Origin of the sequence: Pseudomonas sp. ChxA (genome assembly GCF_030263855.1) — a bacterium.
Classification (GTDB): Bacteria; Pseudomonadota; Gammaproteobacteria; order Pseudomonadales; family Pseudomonadaceae; genus Aquipseudomonas; species Aquipseudomonas fluorescens_CB.
In genome coordinates this window covers 3,268,720-3,285,028 of the sequence record NZ_JARPMK010000001.1, presented here as the reverse complement: position 1 = coordinate 3,285,028, position 16,309 = coordinate 3,268,720, and the positions used below count along the sequence as shown (strand labels likewise).

Here is a 16,309-nt window from a genome sequence, read left to right as displayed (position 1 = left end):
TGAGGTGTTTTTGAGGTCTTTTTTGGGCGTTACTGAGGTTTTGCAATGCTAGTCTCAGTTTTGCCCGGCGTCGAGCCAGGTCGATAAAACAACAACAATTTCAGGAGAACCGCATGCCTCACACCGATCTCGCCAGCGCATTCAACGGCCAATATTTTGTTGTCACCGGCAGCACCCAGGGTTTGGGCGCTGCCGTGGCGCATACCCTGGCGCAGCGTGGCGCTGCCGGGCTGATCATCTGCGGGCGCCGCCGCGCCGAGGGCGAAGAGCAGGTCCGGCAACTGGCACAGCTCGATTGCCAGGCATTTTTTGTCGAGGCCGACCTGGAAAACGTCGAGGATTGCCGCGCGATCATCGACGCAGCACGCACCCACTTCGGCACCTTGCACGGGCTGGTGAACTGCGCCGGCATGTCGGATCGCGGCACTATTCTCGACACCTCGCCCGAGCTGTTTGACCGGCTGTTTGCGGTGAATGTACGTGCGCCGTTTTTTCTGATGCAGGAAGCGCTCAAGCTGATGATCAGCACCGGCGTGGAAGGCGCAGTGGTAAATATCCAGAGCATCACCGGGCATGGCGGGCAGTCGTTTTTGAGCGCCTATGCGGCGTCCAAGGGCGCGCTGGCGATTTTGACCAAAAACGTGGCATTCACCGCGTTGCGTAATCGCATCCGCGTCAATGGCCTGAATATCGGCTGGATGGACACGCCTCACGAGGATCAGATTCAGCGCCAATACCACGGTGCGCAAGATGGCTGGCTGGCCGAGGCCGAGCGCGCGCAGCCGTTCGGGCGGCTGCTCAAGCCCGAAGAAGTGGCGCAAAGCGTGGCGTTTTTGCTCTCGCGTGAAGCTGGGATGATGACGGGCGCGGTGATCGACCTGGAGCAAGGCGTGGTCGGCTGCACCGACAGTGGCAGCCCACAACCGCACCAGGCGCTGAGCCTGCCGGGAGGTGTGTAATGTCGGCGTTCGTGACTGGCGCGGCGGTGCGCCTGGCGGATTTCAGCCGTATTTGCGCCCAATACACCAGCGCCGAGGATTACCCGCTGTGTGCAGAAGTGGTGAGCAATGTGCCGATCTATCAGGCCGGCACTTTACGCAACAGCGAGCGCCTGCGCGTCATGAATGAGCTGCACCGCCTGTTCCGCGACGGGCCAGGGGTGATGGTGGTGCGCCAGGCCTATGAAGACCTGGCGGTAGTCGACCGCCATAGCCAGGTGTTCGAGGCGATCTTTGCCCATGAAGCTGCGCAAGGCGTGGCCGCCGACCATTTTGCCAAGGCCGGCAGCAACGGGCGCATCTGGAATTCACTGCAGAAAGCCGCGCTGCAGTCGCCGGAATCGTTTGCCGAGTACTACGCCAACCCGCTGCTCGGTTTGATCGCCGAAGCGTGGCTGGGGCCGGGCTTTCAGATGACCGCGCAAGTGAACGTGGTTCACCCTGGCGGGCAGGCGCAACAGCCGCACCGTGACTATCACCTGGGCTTTCAGACCAATGAGGTGGTTGAACGCTTTCCGCTGCCGCTGCATCTGTTGTCGCAATACTTGACGCTGCAAGGCGCGGTAGCCCATTCGGATATGCCGCTGGAAAGCGGGCCGACCCAACTGCTGCCCTTCTCCCAGCAATACCCGCTGGGTTACCTGGCCTGGCGCCGCGCGGAGTTTATCGACTACTTCCAGCAGCACGCCGTGCAACTGCCGCTGAACAAGGGCGACCTGCTGTTCTTCAACCCGGCGCTGTTCCACGCGGCGGGCAGCAACCGCACGACACATCACCGGCGCATGGCCAACTTGCTGCAAATTTCCTCGGCATTCGGCAAGCCCATGGAAGCCCTCGACCGCGACCGCATGATGCTGGCGGTGTACCCGGTGCTGCTGGCCAACCCTACGTTGAATGCCGAAGCGGTGATCGCTTGTACGGCCGACGGTTACGCCTTCCCCACCAACCTCGACACCGACCCGCCCTTGCACGGGCTGGCCCCACAAACCGGGCAACAACTCATGCAACAAGCCCTTAACGAACGCTGGCCCTCTGCGCACTTCGCCGCTGCCGTGGCGCAGCTGCGGGCCAAGCGCCAGGCGTGAATCACACTGCTTTTACAACAACAAAAAGAACGGAGCACCACCATGAAGAAGCAACTTCTCGCAGCACTGCTGACCCTCGCTGTTACTCCCTGGGCCTGGGCGGATATTCGTATCGGCGTGAGCATCGCCCAGGTCGACGATGTGTTCCTCGCACAGATGCGTGACTACATGGCCGCCCACGCCAAGGAGCTGCCCGGCGTGACTTTGCAATTTGAAGACGCTCAGGGCGATGTGGTGCGCCAGCTCAATCAGGTGCAGAACTTCACCGCCCAGGGCATGGACGCGATTATCGTCAATGCGGTGGACACCGCAGCCACGCAGAAAATGACCGTCAACGCGCAGCAGGCCAAGATCCCGCTGGTGTACGTCAACCGCCGTCCAGAATTCAAGGAGGTGCCGCCGGGTGTGGGCTATGTCGGCTCGGATGAGATCAAGGCCGGGGAAATTCAGATGCGCTATCTGGCAGAGAAAATGGGTGGCAAAGGCAACCTTGCGATCATGCTCGGGCTGCTGTCCAACAACGCCACGCACAACCGCACGCTGGGCGTGAAGACCGTGCTCAAGGACTACTCGGATATCAAGATTGTCGAGGAGCAAAGCGCCGAATGGCAGCGCGGCAAGGCGATTGACCTGATGAACAACTGGATTGTGTCCGGGCGCAAAATCGATGCCGTGGCGGCGAATGCCGATGAAATGGCGATTGGCGCCGCCATGGCGATCAGCCAGGCGGGCATGCAACCGGGCAAGGATATCCTGGTGGCCGGCAGCGATGGCGGCGCAGCGGGGTTGGACGCAGTGAAGAAGGGCCAGTTGCTGGTGACGGTGTATCAGGACAACAAAGGCCAGGCCGTGGGCTCGATTGATCTGGCGGTGAAAATGGTCAAGAAGGAACCCTATGTGGCTGAGCTGACCATTCCTTATCAGCAGATCACCAAAGACAATTACCAGGCGTTTCTGAACCCTTAAGCCATTGCCTATGGCAGGTTGTTTGTGTGGCGAGCGGGCTTACTGTGGCGAGCGGGCTTGCCCCGCGTTGGGCTGCGAAGCGGCCCCAATGGAGCCACCGCGCTCTCCAGTCAGTACGCGGCGTAGGGTTTCAGGGCCGCTTCGCGCCCCAACGCGGGGCAAGCCCGCTTGCCACAATAAGCTCGCTCAGCCAAGGGAACACGCAGCCGGCGTAGATAACCAACAGGTCATTCATCGCGCAGCCCATTGACAACGATATAAAGCAGCGGCCCCACCGAAACAAACACTGCCGTCAGCAAGAAATACGGCAGCACAGACACTACCGACCGCCCGCGCCCACGCGCATCCCGATACATCCACACACATGCCAGCACCGCCATCAAGTACAGGTCAATCACCACCTGCGCGGTGTCCGGCCGTGACATCAATTGCCGCCCGAAGGCCAGCAGCGATTGCTCCGCCGTGAGCATCGTCGCCAGCGTATAGAGTGAAAATCCAACTAACCCGACCAGGGCAATAAAGGGTCTGTGCATGGTCTCGTCCTTGAAGTGAATGAAGCTCACGATAGTGATAAGGTCTTGACCCTCGCAATGACCTCACAGGTTATGAACCCGCCATGGAAAGTACTGCCGGCGACCAACTGCGCCAACTGCGTCGCCTCGCCAAGCTCAGCCAACTGGACCTGGCCTTGATCACCGGGGTTTCGCAACGCCACCTCAGTTACATCGAAACCGGCCGCGCCAAGCCGAGCCCGGGCACGCTGCACAACCTATTGACCGCACTGGATGTGCCGCTTGAGCAGTGCAATCGCGTGTTCCTCGCCGCCGGTTACGCGCCACGCTACACCGCCACCCCGCTCGCCTCACCGGCCATGGCCGCGATTCGCGAAGCCGTCAGCCATGTGTTGCACGCCAACAACCCGGCCCCGGCGATTCTGCTGGACAGCCAGTGGCAAGTGCTGGCGGCGAATGCCAGTACCGGCGTTCTGTTTCAATTGTTGGGGCTTGAACCGGATGCAGCAGATGGGCTGAACCTGCTGACCACGCTGTTGCAAACCGGCGGCTTGGGCGACCACCTGATCAACGCCGAAGAGATCCGCACGCTTGCTTGGCAACGCGCCAGCCGTGAGGCGCTGGGCAATCCTGAATTGGCGGTTTTATTGGCGAATCTGCCGACGCCCACCCACACCGAACCGCCCGAGCACATGCCGCCGTTGGTGCTGACGCGCATCCGCTCATCCCAGGGCGAGCTGAGCTTTCTGTCGACCTTCACCACATTCGGCATGCCCCAGGACATCACCCTCACCTCGCTGCGTATCGAGCATTTGGTTCCGGCTGACGAGCCGACGTGGCAAGTCATGCGCGGCGCCTATGCGGAGCATGTCGCGCTGGTTTTGTGAAATATCTGTCCGTAGACTGCCGCCATACCTCCCACTTGAAGGCGGCGAAAAAAACGTGATGCAAGTTACCGAAGTCTCCATTGCCCAACTGCGCGCGGCGCTTGAAACCGGCCAGACCACTGCCGTTGAACTGGTAAACGCCTACCTGGCGCGGATCGATGCCTATGACGGCCCGCAGACCGCCACCGCGTTGAACGCCGTGGTGGTGCGCAACCCCGAAGCCCTTAAAGAAGCCGCGGCGTCCGATGCGCGCCGGGCCAGGGGTGAAACGTTGGGGCCATTGGACGGCATTCCCTATACCGCCAAGGACAGCTACCTGGTCAAGGGCCTGACGGCCGCATCCGGCAGCCCGGCCTTTGCCAAGCTGATTGCGCAACGCGACGCCTTCACCATCGAACGCCTGCGCGCGGGCGGCGCCATCTGCCTGGGCAAGACCAATATGCCGCCGATGGCCAATGGCGGGATGCAGCGGGGTGTGTATGGCCGCGCCGAAAGCCCTTACAACGCCGACTACCTGACTGCACCGTTTGCCTCCGGTTCGTCCAACGGCGCGGGTACCGCCACGGCGGCCAGCTTCGCCGCCTTTGGTGTGGCTGAAGAAACCTGGTCGAGCGGGCGCGGCCCGGCGTCCAACAACGGTTTGTGCGCCTACACGCCGTCCCGTGGGGTGATTTCGGTGCGCGGCAACTGGCCGCTCACGCCGACCATGGACGTGGTGGTGCCCTATGCACGCACCATGGCCGACCTGCTGGAAGTGCTGGATGTGGTGGTCGCTGAAGACCCCGACACCCGTGGCGACCTGTGGCGCCTGCAACCCTGGGTGCCGATCCCGAGCGTGGCGTCGGTGCGCCCCGCTTCCTACGCCGACCTGGCGGTGAGCAGTGAAGCCCTTGCCGGTAAACGTTTCGGCGTGCCGCGCATGTACATCAATGCCGACCCCGAGGCGGGCACCAGCGAAAAGCCCGGCATAGGCGGGCCGACCGGGCAGAAGATCAACACCCGCGCCAGTGTGATCGACCTGTGGGCAGGCGCACGCCAGGCGCTGCAAGCAGCCGGTGCTGAAGTGATCGAGGTGGATTTCCCGCTGGTGTCCAACTGCGAAGGCGATCGCCCTGGCGCGCCGACCGTGTTTACCCGTGGCTTGGTTTCCAAGGAATTCCTGCACGACGAATTGTGGGAACTGTCAGCCTGGGCCTTCGATGACTTCCTGCGCGCCAACAACGACCCGGCACTCAACCGCCTGGCGGATGTCGACGGGCTGAAGATTTTCCCGCACGACCCAGGCACCCTGCCCAACCGTGAGGATGACCTGGCCGCCGGCATGGACGAATACGTGCGCATGGCCGAGCGCGGCATCACGCCGTGGAACGCGATCAGCACAGTGCCGGACGGCTTGCGCGGCCTGGAGCAAACCCGGCGCATCGACCTGGAAGACTGGATGGACACGCTTGGGCTGGATGCGGTGCTGTTCCCCACCGTAGCCGATGTAGGCCCGGCGGATGCCGACGTAAATGAAGCCAGTGCCGAAATCGCCTGGAGCAATGGCGTGTGGGTCGCCAACGGCAACCTCGCCATCCGCCACCTCGGCGTGCCCACCGTCACCGTGCCGATGGGCGTGATGGCCGACATCGGCATGCCCGTTGGCCTGACCTTTGCCGGCCGCGCGTACGATGATTCGGCACTGCTGAGCTTTGCCAGCGCGTATGAGGCCACCGGCAGCAAACGCCTGATCCCGCCGCGCACACCGCCGTTGTAAACATTGTGGGGGCTGGTTTCCAGTGACAACTATGCCAACTGACCCGACGCTATCGCAGGCAAGCCAGCTCCCACAGTTTTGGTTGTGTTGCACATCAAGCCATGCATCAGGTGACTGATACACCCTCTTCGCGAGCAAGCCCGCTCCCACATTTTGACTGTATTTCAAGTCAAGCCAGGCAGAGCCACAACGGTCTGAATGCGGTCAACCTGTGGGAGCTGGCTTGCCTGCGATGGCGGCTTTCCAGTGACAACTATGCTGACTGACCCGACGCTATCGCAGGCAAGCCCGCTCCCACAGTGTTGGTTGTGTTTCAGATCAGGCCATGTAGGGCACGGCGATCAGCAGGATGGCGGTGCCGTGGGCCAGAGCTGCGGGCAGTACGCCGTAACGCATGCGCACTAACGCACAGGCCAACCCTTCAAGCAGGGTGAACAGCAACACCGGCCAGCCCAGTTGAGTAACGCTTAAAGCCAGGAACGCATGGCAGGCTGCAAAGGCCACGCCGCTGATCAATGCGGCGCGCAGGGGTGAGAGCTGTTGCTCCAGGTAACCCTGCAAAAAACCACGAAACAGCACTTCCTCCAACGCATTGGCGCCATAGGCCAATACCACCATGCCCGGCAGCCACACCCAATAGCCGTGGAACTCGGACGCCTCTATGCCTTGGTAAACCCGTAGCGGCACGCCGATCAAACAGCCGACTACAAGCGCCACCACCATGCCAACCAACGGGTTGCCAATGGTCCAACGCATCAACCGCCACAACTCCGGTGCCAGGCGTGAGAGCAGCATGATCAGCAAAACCGACAGCCCGCCCAGCGCCGCAAGCACGAAGGCATTGCCACTGAATGCGATCTGCGCATCGCGGCTCACCGCCCACATGCCCAGCGGCGTCATCGCATCACGCATCAGCACAAACGCCGCCAGCAGGATCAGGATGCGCATCGCCACCTGCGCCCTTGGCGTCAACGCGAACCACGCGCCAAACAGCAACAGACCCGGCGTCAAGTGCACGCCGTAGTCGATCAGTACCTCAAGCCCTTGGGTAATCATCGGTCACTCAACCGTGTGCGACAGCAATCATGTCGATCTCGACCGCCGCCGATTTAGGTAACTGCATCACGCCCACCGACGTACGTGTATGCACACCGGCGGCGCCGAGGATTTCGTGGAACAGGTCCGACGCACCGTTGGCCACTTCACTCTGCTGATCAAAGTCTTCTGCGCTGCGCACATACACGGTGATACGCGCGATGGTCTTGACCTGGTCCAGCGAACCCAACGCCTGCTTGAGCAACCCCAGGCAACGCAACGCGCTGATACCGGCGGCGATTTGTGCCTGGGCCAGGGTCAGGCTTTCACCGACCTTGCCCGGCAGCATAAGGGTGTCGCCGACACGCGGAATCTGGCCGCTGATATACAGATGGTTGCCGTCGCGTACCAACGGCGTGTAGTTGCCGCCGACTTTGAACTCCTCCAGCAAGTAACCCATGCGCTCTTGGGCAGCCTGGTATTTTTCATCGCGTGTCATGGGCGTGTGTCCTCGTTGCGGCGTTGCCACTCATCCACCACATCACCCAAGGTTTTGGGCGTGTCGTTGCGGATCCAGGCCATGAACGGCCGATCGAACTTGAACCTCGGGCCGCAGTGTTCAAGCATGAAACGGCGAACGTTCTGGGTATTTTTGTAGTGTGGGGTCACGGGAGTGGCGCGGGTGATGGCGTCGCTGTGCCAGTCAAAATCCATGTTGTCTCTCGGGCGGCTTGTTATTTGCGCAGTAGCATAGCGACCGGCTTGTTGGGCTGGAAGCGACAAGGCGTGCCGCCCGCACTTATTTGATGTGTTGGGACGTCGTACAAGAACTGTAATTCTTAATAACGTCATCAAGCCTAACCTTTTCAAGATATTTCAAAATTTCACTTTCCTTCCTCCTCAAAAATATTGCATGGTTGTACGACGACTACAGCTGTCGTGTTCACCCCCAACAACAATAAGGAAACACCCATGCCAAACGTCAAAGTGCTGATCGGTTTTCTGTGCCTGTTCACCGGCTACGTCGCAGCTGCGCCTGCCCCGGCCGAAAAGGATGTGGCCCAAGCGGTCGACCAACTGACCCAAGCCATGCTGCACCTGGACCTCAAGGCGCTGCACGCCCTGACTTCCGACAAACTCACCTATGGCCACTCCAGCGGCAAGGTGCAGAACAAAGCGCAATTTATCGCTGACCTGGAAACCCACACCAGCGCGTTCAAAACCCTTGAAATGCAAAACCAGACCATCACCCTGGACGGCGACACCGCGCTGGTGCGTAACCACTTTCACGCCCTGGCCGTGAACAGCGGCGTCGAAGTGCCGACCGATATCGACAACTTCCAGGTCTGGCAGAAACAAAAAGGCCACTGGCTGCTGATCGGGCGTCAGGCTTACAAATATTGATGCCAAGCGGTGCGGCTCACCACCGCACCGCCTCCCTGACCTTCACCAGCGCCGCGCCCAACGCGGCCATGCTCACCGAGCCCAGCGCCAGGCGCAGCGCGTGCGGCACCGTGACAGAGACCGCAAACGGCTCGGCGGTGGACACGGAAATCTGCTCGCGTTGCAAGGCCATGGCCACCTGATCGGCCCGCGCCTCGTCCCCCAGCGGCAACCACAAAAAATACGAACACGGATGGCTGATGTAAGGCACGCCCTTGAGCACCTGTGCAGCCAAGGCTTGGCGCGCCCGTGCATCCTGGCGCTTTTGTGCTTCAAGTTGCGCGACGGTACCGTCCTCGATCCAAGCCACCGCAATCGCGCTCATCACCCCTGGCACGTTCCAGGTGGTGGCCATGATCGTGCGCTCCAGCTTTTTTACCCAGGCCGGCGGCGCGGCGATAAACCCGACGCGCAAACCCGTGGCGACACTTTTGGATAACCCGCCCACGTACACCGTGCATTCAGGCGCCAACGTCGCCAGCGGCGGCGGCGCCTCCTCGGCCAGGAACGCGTAGGCCGCGTCCTCAATCAGCATCAGATGGTGCTCACGCGCGATGGCAATCAGTTGCTCGCGTTGCGCAAGGCTCATCACCCACCCCAACGGGTTATGCAGGGTTGGAATGCTGTACACCGCACGCACCGGGCGCTTGCGGCACAGCGCGTGCAGGAACGCCAGATCCGGACCGCTGGCGGTGACCGGAATGGCGACGATTTCCAGGTGCAGGGTTTCTGCCAGCACCTTGAAGCCTGAATAGGTCAGCGCATCCACGGCAATCACATCCCCAGGCTTGAGCAACGCCATCATCGTTACCGCCAGGCCATGCTGGGCGCCACTGACCATCAGCACCTGCTCCGCCTCAACCGCCAGGCCTCGGCTCAACAGATGCCGCGCCACAGCGGCCCGCTCGTGCAAGCGACCGGCATGCGGCTGGTAACGCAGCAGCGCTTCCAGGTCGCCCGACAGTGCCAATTGGCGCAGAGCGGTGCGCAGCAGGTCTGCCTGACCGGGCAGCGAGGGGTAATTGAAGTTCAGGTCGAGCATGCCGGTGGCCACATTCATCTGCCCACTGCCCTGCCCCGGCGGCAAAGCGATTTCCCGCACAAAGGTGCCGCGCCCGGTTTCGCCGCTGACCAGGCCCATGGCTTCAAGCTCGGTGTACACCCGGCTCGCGGTAACCAGCGCCAAACCATGCTCAGCCGCTAATTGCCGGTGAGTGGGCAGACGTGTACCGGGCGCCAGTGCGCCGCTGCGGATGTCCTGGGCAAAGGTGTCGACCAGCGACTTATAGCGTGCGCGCGGCATAGGCGATGTATCCATGACAATTTTTTGATTGTCTCAATCCTGGTCCCTAGGATGGCCTTTACGCAACCACCTATTTCGAGTCCTAGCCATGGAACGCACCTCAAGTCTCACCGCAGCAGACGCCAGCGCCCACGGCTGGATCAACGGCTTCATCGGCGTGGTCATCTTCAGCGGCTCCTTGCCGGCCACGCGCCTGGCGGTGATGGAGTTCAACCCGGTGTTTCTGACCATGATCCGCGCCGCCATTGCCGCCGTGCTCGGCTTACTGTTGTTGTGGTTGTTCAGGGAAAAACGTCCCGCACGCCACCAATGGGGGCCGCTGGTGATCGTCGCCCTGGGCGTGGTGATCGGCTTTCCACTGCTCACGGCTTTGGCGCTGCAATACATGACCTCGGCGCATTCCATCGTCTTCATTGGCCTGCTACCGCTGGCCACCGCCGTGTTTGGTGTACTGCGAGGCGGCGAGCGGCCGCGCCCGGTGTTCTGGGTGTTTTCGATTCTCGGCAGCCTGCTGGTGATGGGCTACGCGGTTGCCCAAGGCTTGAGTGCTGCGCCGGCCGGTGACGTGCTGATGCTGCTTGCCGTGTTGGTGTGCGGCCTGGGGTATGCCGAAGGCGCCACGTTGTCGCGCAGCCTGGGCGGCTGGCAAGTGATCTGCTGGGCGCTGGTGGTAGCCCTGCCGGTGGTGGCGCCGTTGAGTGTGATGCTGGCGCCGGCAACCCTCACGGGCATCAGTCTGCCGGCGTGGCTGAGCCTGGGCTATGTGTCGCTGTTCAGCATGCTGATCGGCTTTGTGTTCTGGTATCGCGGCCTGGCCCAGGGTGGCATCGCTGCGGTCGGCCAGTTGCAGTTGCTGCAACCGTTTTTCGGCCTGGCGCTGGCGGCGGGCCTGCTGCATGAGCAGGTCAGCCTGGGCATGCTGCTGGTGACGGTTGCGGTGATCGGCTGTGTGGCCGGGGCCAAGCAGTTCGCCCGCTAGCGTTGCGGCGCGACCATCTTGAATTTGATGTTGATATCGTCAGAGACCACGCTGTTGCCCGCCCACTCACCTTCACCAATCTTGAAGTCGCCGCGCTTGAGGATGAACGCGCCGTCAAACACGCCGATGCCACTTTGCTCCTTGAGCACCACATCAATATCCACCGGCCGCGTGATGCCCTTGATCGTCAGGTTGCCGGTGATTTTGTAGCGGTTATCGCCCAGCGCCGTGGCGCCGTTGGACTCATACACGCCCACAGGATAAGCCGCGGTGTCGAACCACGCCGGTTGCTGCAATTGGGTATTGGCGTCCTGGCTGCCGGCGTCAATGCTCGCCAGTTGGATCTTGAGCAACGCATGGGCCGTCTCGGGCTTTTGCGTGTCAAAGGTCAGGGTGCCTTCAAAGTCGCTGAAGGTGCCATACATCCGCTGCCCGAATTGCTGGAAGGTAAAACTGATCTGGCTGGCGGTGCGGTTGACGTCTTTGTATTCCACGGCCTGCGCGCTGCCGAGAAACACACCAAGGAGGACCGCCAGGCTTACAAACAGGGGCATTCGACGCTTCATGCAACACTCCGCAAGACAAATGAACAGATGTGCTGAGCTAACACGCCATGCCATGGTTTTATTCCCTTTCGCAGCGTGCCCTGCTAAACAGAGTAGTCGCCAAAACAAACAATAAGGACTTTGCATGCACACCCCTTCCCTGCAGGACATCACCGCGCCCGAAGGTATCTGCTACGGCTGCGGCGGCAGTAACCCCCATGGCCTGCACATCAAAAGCCGTTGGGACGTCGATGGTGTCCACGTCATCGCCGAGCACCTGCCCGAAGCCCGGTACAGCGGCTGGCCGGACTTGGTCTACGGCGGCCTGATCGCCATGCTGGTCGACTGCCACTCCAACTGGACGGCCATGGCCTACCACTACCGCAACGAACAGCGCGAGCCCGACAGCCTGCCGCGCATCGACTGCGTGACCGGTAACCTGGGGATCAAATTCATCAAGCCCACGCCCATGGGCGTGACGCTGACCCTGCGCGCGCGGGTTGAAGGCGACGTGGGGCGTAAAAGCCGCGTGGTCTGCGAGGTGTACGCCGGTGACGTGCTCACCGCCCTCGGCGACTCGGTGTTCGTGCGCGTCGACACCGGGCAACTGGCCGCCGCCGCCCATGGTCGCGACAGTTGATCCTGGTCTACAGTGATGACCACCGCTAATCGAGGACTGCTCCGATGACTCGTCTCACCGCGAAAGACTTTGCCCCCGAACTGCTGGAACTCTATGACGGCTACGCCCACGGCAAGCTCAACCGCCGCGAATTTCTCGACCGCGCCGCGCTGTTCACCTTCGGCGGCCTCACCGCTTCGGCCCTGCTGGCAGCCCTGAGCCCCAACTACGCGCTGGCCGAACAGGTCAAATTCACCGACCCGGACATCGTCGCCGACTACATCACCTACCCCTCGCCCAAAGGCAACGGCACCGTGCGCGGCTACCTCGTACGTCCGGCCAAGGCCAGCGGCAAACTGCCCGCCGTGGTGGTGGTGCACGAAAACCGAGGCTTGAACCCCTACATCGAAGACGTCGCCCGACGCCTGGCCAAAGCCGGCTTCATCGCCCTGGCACCCGACGGCCTAACCTCTGTGGGCGGCTACCCCGGCAACGATGAAAAAGGCGTGGAACTGCAACAAAAAGTCGACCCCACCAAACTCATGAACGACTTCTTCGCCGCCATCGAATGGCTGATGCACCACGACAGCAGCACCGGCAAAGTCGGGATCACAGGCTTCTGCTACGGCGGCGGCGTGACCAATGCGGCGGCGGTGGCATATCCCGAACTGGGCGCGGCGGTGTCGTTCTACGGCAGGCAGCCCGACGCCAAGGACGTGCCCCGCATCAAGGCACCGATCATGCTGCATTACGGCGAGCTGGACACGCGAATCAACGAGGGTTGGCCGGCGTATGAGCAGGCGTTGAAGGCGGCGGGCACGACCTATGAGGCGTTTATTTATGAGGGTGCCAATCATGGTTTTCATAATGATTCGACGCCGAGATATGACGAGGCGGCGGCGAATCTGGCCTGGGAGCGCACGTTGGGCTGGTTTCGCAAATACCTGGCCTAGCCCCGATTCAAACTGTGGAAGCAGGCCCGGCCCAATCGCAGGCAAGCCAGCTCCCACAGTTGGATTGGGGATGTCAGGCACCCCCTATCTACTGTGGGAGCTGGCTTGCCTGCGATGGCGGTCTATCAGCACCCAATACTTTGCCTGACACCCCCAAAGCAACCCAACCACTATTCCACCCCGGAATAAATGTTAGTCCCGCCCACCGCCTACAGCTGCCTCACTGCGCCCTCTAACCTTCCTGGCACGGAAAACCATCCGCACAGCCCAGGCCAGAGAAGGAAGTACCGATGCAAAGACTTTTCCACAAGATCGTCATGTTTTCAGCCCTTTCTCTGCTCACGGGGTCTGTCCTTGCACAATCTGCCGACAAAACCGAACCACCGACTAACACAGTCAAAATGCTCGATATCTCAACAACCCCCTCCCACAAGATTACCGTCGAGCGCCGCGGCCAGATCGTACTGATTGGCATCAACCGTCCCGACATCCAGAACCGACTCGATCCAGAAGCCTATCTGGCCCTCGCCAAGGCCTACTACGACTACGACCATGACCCGTCACTGCGCGCCGCCGTATTGTTCGGGCACGGCGACAACTTCTCCCAGGGCCTTGACGTTGAGGGCTTCAAGGCCGTCGCCAGCGCCGGCGGCGTAACCCTCGGCGACGGGCAGATCGACCCGCTCGGCAAAAAAATGCCCGGCCTCACCAAACCACTGATCGTCGCGGTACACGGCGACACCTGGAACATGGCGCATGAACTGTTCCTGGTCGCCGACCTGCGCGTCGCGGCAAACAACACCAACTTCGGCCAGGACGAAAATACCCACGGCCGCTACCCAGGCGGTGGCTCCACAGTGCGCTTCGTGCGCGAAGCCGGCTGGGGCAACGCCATGCGCTACATGCTCACCGGCGATCATTGGTCAGCCCAAGAGGCCTACCGCATGGGCACCGTCCAAGCGATCGCCGACCCACAGCCCGCCCTCGACAAAGCCATCGAACTGGCCAACAAGATCGCCGCCAACGGCCCCTTGGGAATCAAAGCCACGCTGGGCTCCGCGCACCGCGTGATCGACCCCGCGCAAGCCGACGCGCTGTCCCAATTGGATGTGCAACGCTCGACGCTGTACAAATCCAAGGACTTCCAGGAGGGGCGCAAGGCAGAAGCTGAAGGGCGACCGGCTGTTTATCAAGGAAATTAGACCTGGCTCGGGAAGGCCCGATGCCGCGATCTGGAGTGGGGGTGCTGGCTGATCGACATGCAGTGTCAAAGGCCAGCAATCCATATCCCTTTAACGTGCAGGAAGCTTCCTAAGCAGCCCTTTGGCCTTGCGCCTGCTCATGCCACTGGCTAGCCTGTGCGCTGTCGCTGCCTATCAGCGAACAGGTGTGGAAACCTGAAACAAGTAGGCCCCTTATCAGGAGCTTATGCATGAGCAATTCAACACGCCTCACCCCCAGCCGCGAAATATTTGAACGCGCCCTGAGCCACTACCTGCAACCCGCCTCACCGCAGTCCTTAACAGTGCATCACGACCTCAGCTTCGAAGACGCCCTCGCCCAACTCTGCGACCGCAGCCGCCACCGCAGCCGACACCACCCAAGGCCTGACAGGCGATCAACGCCACATGGCCAGTGCCACCGAACACCTGATCGACATGGCCCAAACCCAGGCCGAACGTGCACTGGAGTGCCTGCAACCCAAAACCTGCTGACACACTACAAACAAACTGTGGGAGCTGGCTTGCCTGCGAAGGCGGTGTGTCAGTGCCGGATTAATGACTGATACACCGCCTTCGCAGGCAAGCCGAACTGAGCACATTCCTTCCCGAGCCAACTTGCCGACTCAGGAAGGTTTTTTAAACAATTACAACTTATTGATTTTTATAAGGAAGAATCAGGACGTTGTTAGGATTTGCCCCCATTTCCTCCACTTCAAAAGTACGAACGTAGCGTGATATAAAGCATCACTCCCCACAGCGCTATGCCTGGCGCCATGATCAGGTAGTTCCCGAAGTTAAAACGGGAGTTAGTCGCACCCTCAGCATCACCCGCCGCAAAGTTGAGCATCGCCTGGCCCTTTTGCATCAGGTAAGCCCGCAGCGGGATCGCGATAAAAAGCCAGGCGGCAAGTGCTGCCATGTTTTCAATATGGTCAGACATTCTGTCTACGATATGTGCCACCACCGTGATCACCACTAGCATCGTCGCCCACTGCTCATAATCAAAAATATACGAGCGGCCAGTGATGCGAATCTGATGGTCGGCGCGCCGGTACAGCTTATGAACGAAAAAAATACACAGCAGCCCGCGTGCCCAAGGCCAAATATCGTCCTGGGTGGCTTTCTTGTAGTTGCTCCAATGTTTGTAGGACCAGATATACATATAAAGGCCCCAACTCAAGACAGACAAAATAAACAGCTTTCGCTCAGAAACGACATAAAACTCTGGCGTAGTCTGCGGGGTAACTTCAAGATTGGCCGTAGGCGTCGCGAATAAATTTTCAGTCATTTTTCAGTCCTTGAAGGTGAGAGGGAAAATTAATGGTTCGGCCCCATTTTTTGAAAAATTGGACGGATTTATTTAATTTTCTGAGTTCTTTGTTACTTAAATAAATCTGTCCCCTTTTCGCCCCAGAGCCTTTTAACCAACACGTTGGAACCAGAGCTACTACCCTCAAGCAGTGCCGGGCTTCCCGTCGTCGTAGATGTCGGCAAGACTGCGTACCTTGGTCAAGTTGCCGGTTTGAATCACGATGGTCTTGGCGAACATATCGCCGAGGCGGGTTCTGGACTCAAGAAAAATCCAAACCCAATCGATGATCACCAGCACCCCGGCGTTGCGGGTGAATGACTGAGAAATGCGGCAGCCCTTACGGGTTTTACGGTCGACGACCGCGATGCTCAGCAAGCGTTTGCCCAGGCTCTGGCCATTGGGCAGCGCGTCTGCGAGCAAGAGGTAGGCAAAACCTGCGAAAAACGCCACAAGGAACCCGCCCTTGACCGTCACGGCGGGGACGAACGCAGACAGCACCTCGGCGCCGAACTTGACGATGAAAAAGATCAGCACCGCGATGCCAGAGTCGATGATTCGGGCCAGCAGGCGACGGCCGATGCTGGCCAAAATGGTCGGCCGTTTAGCGGGGGTAATTGCGTCCATACGGTGTCACTCCGGCTTATGTAAACAGCAACAACGGCCAAGCTCAACGCCCGGCCGCCTCAAGCGTTT

Annotated in this window: 18 protein-coding genes; 10 read left to right on the top strand and 8 right to left on the bottom strand. The window is 60.7% G+C overall.

Annotated elements, in window-relative coordinates:
- Nucleotides 1–113 precede the first annotated feature (113 nt).
- From P5706_RS14565 to P5706_RS14555, 3 genes are read left to right on the top strand one after another with little or no spacing between them, the layout of a single operon-like run.
- Nucleotides 114–959, top strand: a complete 846-nt coding sequence (locus P5706_RS14565) for an SDR family oxidoreductase (protein ID WP_285679661.1) — start codon at nucleotides 114–116, stop codon at nucleotides 957–959.
- Nucleotides 959–2,083, top strand: a complete 1,125-nt coding sequence (locus P5706_RS14560) for a phytanoyl-CoA dioxygenase family protein (protein WP_285679660.1) — start codon at nucleotides 959–961, stop codon at nucleotides 2,081–2,083. Before P5706_RS14565 ends, P5706_RS14560 begins: the two co-directional genes overlap by 1 nt.
- Before the next feature lie 42 nt (nucleotides 2,084–2,125).
- A complete protein-coding gene (locus P5706_RS14555) occupies nucleotides 2,126–3,049 on the top strand; it encodes a sugar ABC transporter substrate-binding protein (protein WP_285679659.1) in 924 nt (307 codons plus the stop codon).
- 227 nt (nucleotides 3,050–3,276) lie between these two features.
- On the opposite strand, the gene P5706_RS14550 is transcribed toward P5706_RS14555, so the two are convergent.
- Nucleotides 3,277–3,582 (bottom strand): DUF2834 domain-containing protein, encoded by a 306-nt coding sequence (locus tag P5706_RS14550; protein WP_285682733.1) that lies wholly within the window; start codon nucleotides 3,580–3,582, stop codon nucleotides 3,277–3,279.
- An 83-nt stretch (nucleotides 3,583–3,665) separates the two neighbouring features.
- Here P5706_RS14550 and P5706_RS14545 point away from each other — a divergent pair, with 83 nt between their 5' ends.
- A complete protein-coding gene (locus P5706_RS14545; RefSeq protein WP_285679658.1) occupies nucleotides 3,666–4,448 on the top strand; it encodes a helix-turn-helix domain-containing protein in 783 nt (260 codons plus the stop codon).
- Nucleotides 4,449–4,503: 55 nt separating this feature from the next.
- On the top strand, nucleotides 4,504–6,204 hold the full coding sequence (locus P5706_RS14540; protein ID WP_285679657.1) for an amidase: 1,701 nt from the start codon (nucleotides 4,504–4,506) through the stop codon (nucleotides 6,202–6,204).
- 318 nt (nucleotides 6,205–6,522) lie between these two features.
- Here the strand turns inward: P5706_RS14540 and P5706_RS14535 are convergent, their stop codons facing one another.
- From P5706_RS14535 to P5706_RS14525, 3 genes are read right to left on the bottom strand one after another with little or no spacing between them, the layout of a single operon-like run.
- Nucleotides 6,523–7,260 carry a CPBP family intramembrane glutamic endopeptidase gene (locus P5706_RS14535; RefSeq protein WP_285679656.1) on the bottom strand — a complete coding sequence of 246 codons (738 nt, stop codon included), beginning with the start codon at nucleotides 7,258–7,260 and terminating at the stop codon, nucleotides 6,523–6,525.
- Nucleotides 7,261–7,267: 7 nt separating this feature from the next.
- On the bottom strand, nucleotides 7,268–7,738 hold the full coding sequence (locus tag P5706_RS14530) for a RidA family protein (protein ID WP_200433213.1): 471 nt from the start codon (nucleotides 7,736–7,738) through the stop codon (nucleotides 7,268–7,270).
- Complete coding sequence (locus tag P5706_RS14525; protein WP_200433214.1) at nucleotides 7,735–7,953, bottom strand: DUF6434 domain-containing protein; 219 nt, start codon at nucleotides 7,951–7,953, stop codon at nucleotides 7,735–7,737. The genes P5706_RS14530 and P5706_RS14525 overlap by 4 nt, the downstream gene beginning before the upstream one ends.
- 258 nt (nucleotides 7,954–8,211) lie before the next feature.
- Here P5706_RS14525 and P5706_RS14520 point away from each other — a divergent pair, with 258 nt between their 5' ends.
- Nucleotides 8,212–8,643: a nuclear transport factor 2 family protein gene (locus P5706_RS14520; RefSeq protein WP_056860201.1), complete on the top strand. Its 432-nt coding sequence runs from the start codon at nucleotides 8,212–8,214 to the stop codon at nucleotides 8,641–8,643.
- A 16-nt stretch (nucleotides 8,644–8,659) separates the two neighbouring features.
- Here P5706_RS14520 and P5706_RS14515 read toward each other — a convergent pair whose 3' ends face one another.
- Nucleotides 8,660–9,985 carry an aminotransferase-like domain-containing protein gene (locus P5706_RS14515; protein WP_285679655.1) on the bottom strand — a complete coding sequence of 442 codons (1,326 nt, stop codon included), beginning with the start codon at nucleotides 9,983–9,985 and terminating at the stop codon, nucleotides 8,660–8,662.
- A gap of 88 nt (nucleotides 9,986–10,073) precedes the next feature.
- On the opposite strand from P5706_RS14515, the gene P5706_RS14510 reads away from it, so the two are divergent.
- Entirely contained in the window at nucleotides 10,074–10,964 is an 891-nt protein-coding gene (locus P5706_RS14510) for a DMT family transporter (RefSeq protein WP_285679653.1), read from the top strand.
- Here P5706_RS14510 and P5706_RS14505 read toward each other — a convergent pair.
- Nucleotides 10,961–11,530 (bottom strand): YceI family protein, encoded by a 570-nt coding sequence (locus tag P5706_RS14505; protein WP_285679652.1) that lies wholly within the window; start codon nucleotides 11,528–11,530, stop codon nucleotides 10,961–10,963. The genes P5706_RS14510 and P5706_RS14505 overlap by 4 nt on opposite strands.
- A 124-nt stretch (nucleotides 11,531–11,654) precedes the next feature.
- Between P5706_RS14505 and P5706_RS14500 the strand changes: the two genes are divergently transcribed.
- From P5706_RS14500 to P5706_RS14490, 3 genes are all read left to right on the top strand, one after another.
- Nucleotides 11,655–12,149 carry a PaaI family thioesterase gene (locus tag P5706_RS14500; protein ID WP_285679651.1) on the top strand — a complete coding sequence of 165 codons (495 nt, stop codon included), beginning with the start codon at nucleotides 11,655–11,657 and terminating at the stop codon, nucleotides 12,147–12,149.
- Nucleotides 12,150–12,193: 44 nt separating this feature from the next.
- Nucleotides 12,194–13,081, top strand: coding sequence for a YghX family hydrolase (gene yghX / locus P5706_RS14495; RefSeq protein ID WP_285679650.1), 888 nt, complete (start codon nucleotides 12,194–12,196; stop codon nucleotides 13,079–13,081).
- 290 nt (nucleotides 13,082–13,371) lie between these two features.
- Nucleotides 13,372–14,283, top strand: a complete 912-nt coding sequence (locus P5706_RS14490) for a crotonase/enoyl-CoA hydratase family protein (RefSeq protein WP_285679649.1) — start codon at nucleotides 13,372–13,374, stop codon at nucleotides 14,281–14,283.
- A gap of 733 nt (nucleotides 14,284–15,016) precedes the next feature.
- On the opposite strand, the gene P5706_RS14480 is transcribed toward P5706_RS14490, so the two are convergent.
- Both P5706_RS14480 and P5706_RS14475 read right to left on the bottom strand, forming a co-directional pair.
- On the bottom strand, nucleotides 15,017–15,592 hold the full coding sequence (locus P5706_RS14480; RefSeq protein ID WP_056860209.1) for a hypothetical protein: 576 nt from the start codon (nucleotides 15,590–15,592) through the stop codon (nucleotides 15,017–15,019).
- A gap of 165 nt (nucleotides 15,593–15,757) precedes the next feature.
- The gene (locus tag P5706_RS14475) at nucleotides 15,758–16,240 is read right to left on the bottom strand and encodes an RDD family protein (protein ID WP_056860210.1); all 483 of its coding nucleotides are present in this window, start codon (nucleotides 16,238–16,240) and stop codon (nucleotides 15,758–15,760) included.
- Between the last annotated feature and the right edge of the window lie 69 nt (nucleotides 16,241–16,309).

What these genes read in the sequence shown, in the direction of transcription:
- P5706_RS14490 (WP_285679649.1), top strand. Translation starts at nt 13,372, where the DNA reads ATGCAAAGACTTTTCCACAAGATCGTCATGTTTTCAGCCCTTTCTCTG.
- P5706_RS14535 (WP_285679656.1), bottom strand. Translation starts at nt 7,260, where the DNA reads ATGATTACCCAAGGGCTTGAGGTACTGATCGACTACGGCGTGCACTTG.
- P5706_RS14510 (WP_285679653.1), top strand. Translation starts at nt 10,074, where the DNA reads ATGGAACGCACCTCAAGTCTCACCGCAGCAGACGCCAGCGCCCACGGC.
- yghX (WP_285679650.1), top strand. Translation starts at nt 12,194, where the DNA reads ATGACTCGTCTCACCGCGAAAGACTTTGCCCCCGAACTGCTGGAACTC.
- P5706_RS14560 (WP_285679660.1), top strand. Translation starts at nt 959, where the DNA reads ATGTCGGCGTTCGTGACTGGCGCGGCGGTGCGCCTGGCGGATTTCAGC.
- P5706_RS14565 (WP_285679661.1), top strand. Translation starts at nt 114, where the DNA reads ATGCCTCACACCGATCTCGCCAGCGCATTCAACGGCCAATATTTTGTT.
- P5706_RS14530 (WP_200433213.1), bottom strand. Translation starts at nt 7,738, where the DNA reads ATGACACGCGATGAAAAATACCAGGCTGCCCAAGAGCGCATGGGTTAC.
- P5706_RS14515 (WP_285679655.1), bottom strand. Translation starts at nt 9,985, where the DNA reads ATGCCGCGCGCACGCTATAAGTCGCTGGTCGACACCTTTGCCCAGGAC.
- P5706_RS14555 (WP_285679659.1), top strand. Translation starts at nt 2,126, where the DNA reads ATGAAGAAGCAACTTCTCGCAGCACTGCTGACCCTCGCTGTTACTCCC.
- P5706_RS14480 (WP_056860209.1), bottom strand. Translation starts at nt 15,592, where the DNA reads ATGACTGAAAATTTATTCGCGACGCCTACGGCCAATCTTGAAGTTACC.
- P5706_RS14520 (WP_056860201.1), top strand. Translation starts at nt 8,212, where the DNA reads ATGCCAAACGTCAAAGTGCTGATCGGTTTTCTGTGCCTGTTCACCGGC.
- P5706_RS14475 (WP_056860210.1), bottom strand. Translation starts at nt 16,240, where the DNA reads ATGGACGCAATTACCCCCGCTAAACGGCCGACCATTTTGGCCAGCATC.
- P5706_RS14500 (WP_285679651.1), top strand. Translation starts at nt 11,655, where the DNA reads ATGCACACCCCTTCCCTGCAGGACATCACCGCGCCCGAAGGTATCTGC.
- P5706_RS14545 (WP_285679658.1), top strand. Translation starts at nt 3,666, where the DNA reads ATGGAAAGTACTGCCGGCGACCAACTGCGCCAACTGCGTCGCCTCGCC.
- P5706_RS14505 (WP_285679652.1), bottom strand. Translation starts at nt 11,530, where the DNA reads ATGAAGCGTCGAATGCCCCTGTTTGTAAGCCTGGCGGTCCTCCTTGGT.
- P5706_RS14525 (WP_200433214.1), bottom strand. Translation starts at nt 7,953, where the DNA reads ATGGATTTTGACTGGCACAGCGACGCCATCACCCGCGCCACTCCCGTG.
- P5706_RS14550 (WP_285682733.1), bottom strand. Translation starts at nt 3,582, where the DNA reads ATGCACAGACCCTTTATTGCCCTGGTCGGGTTAGTTGGATTTTCACTC.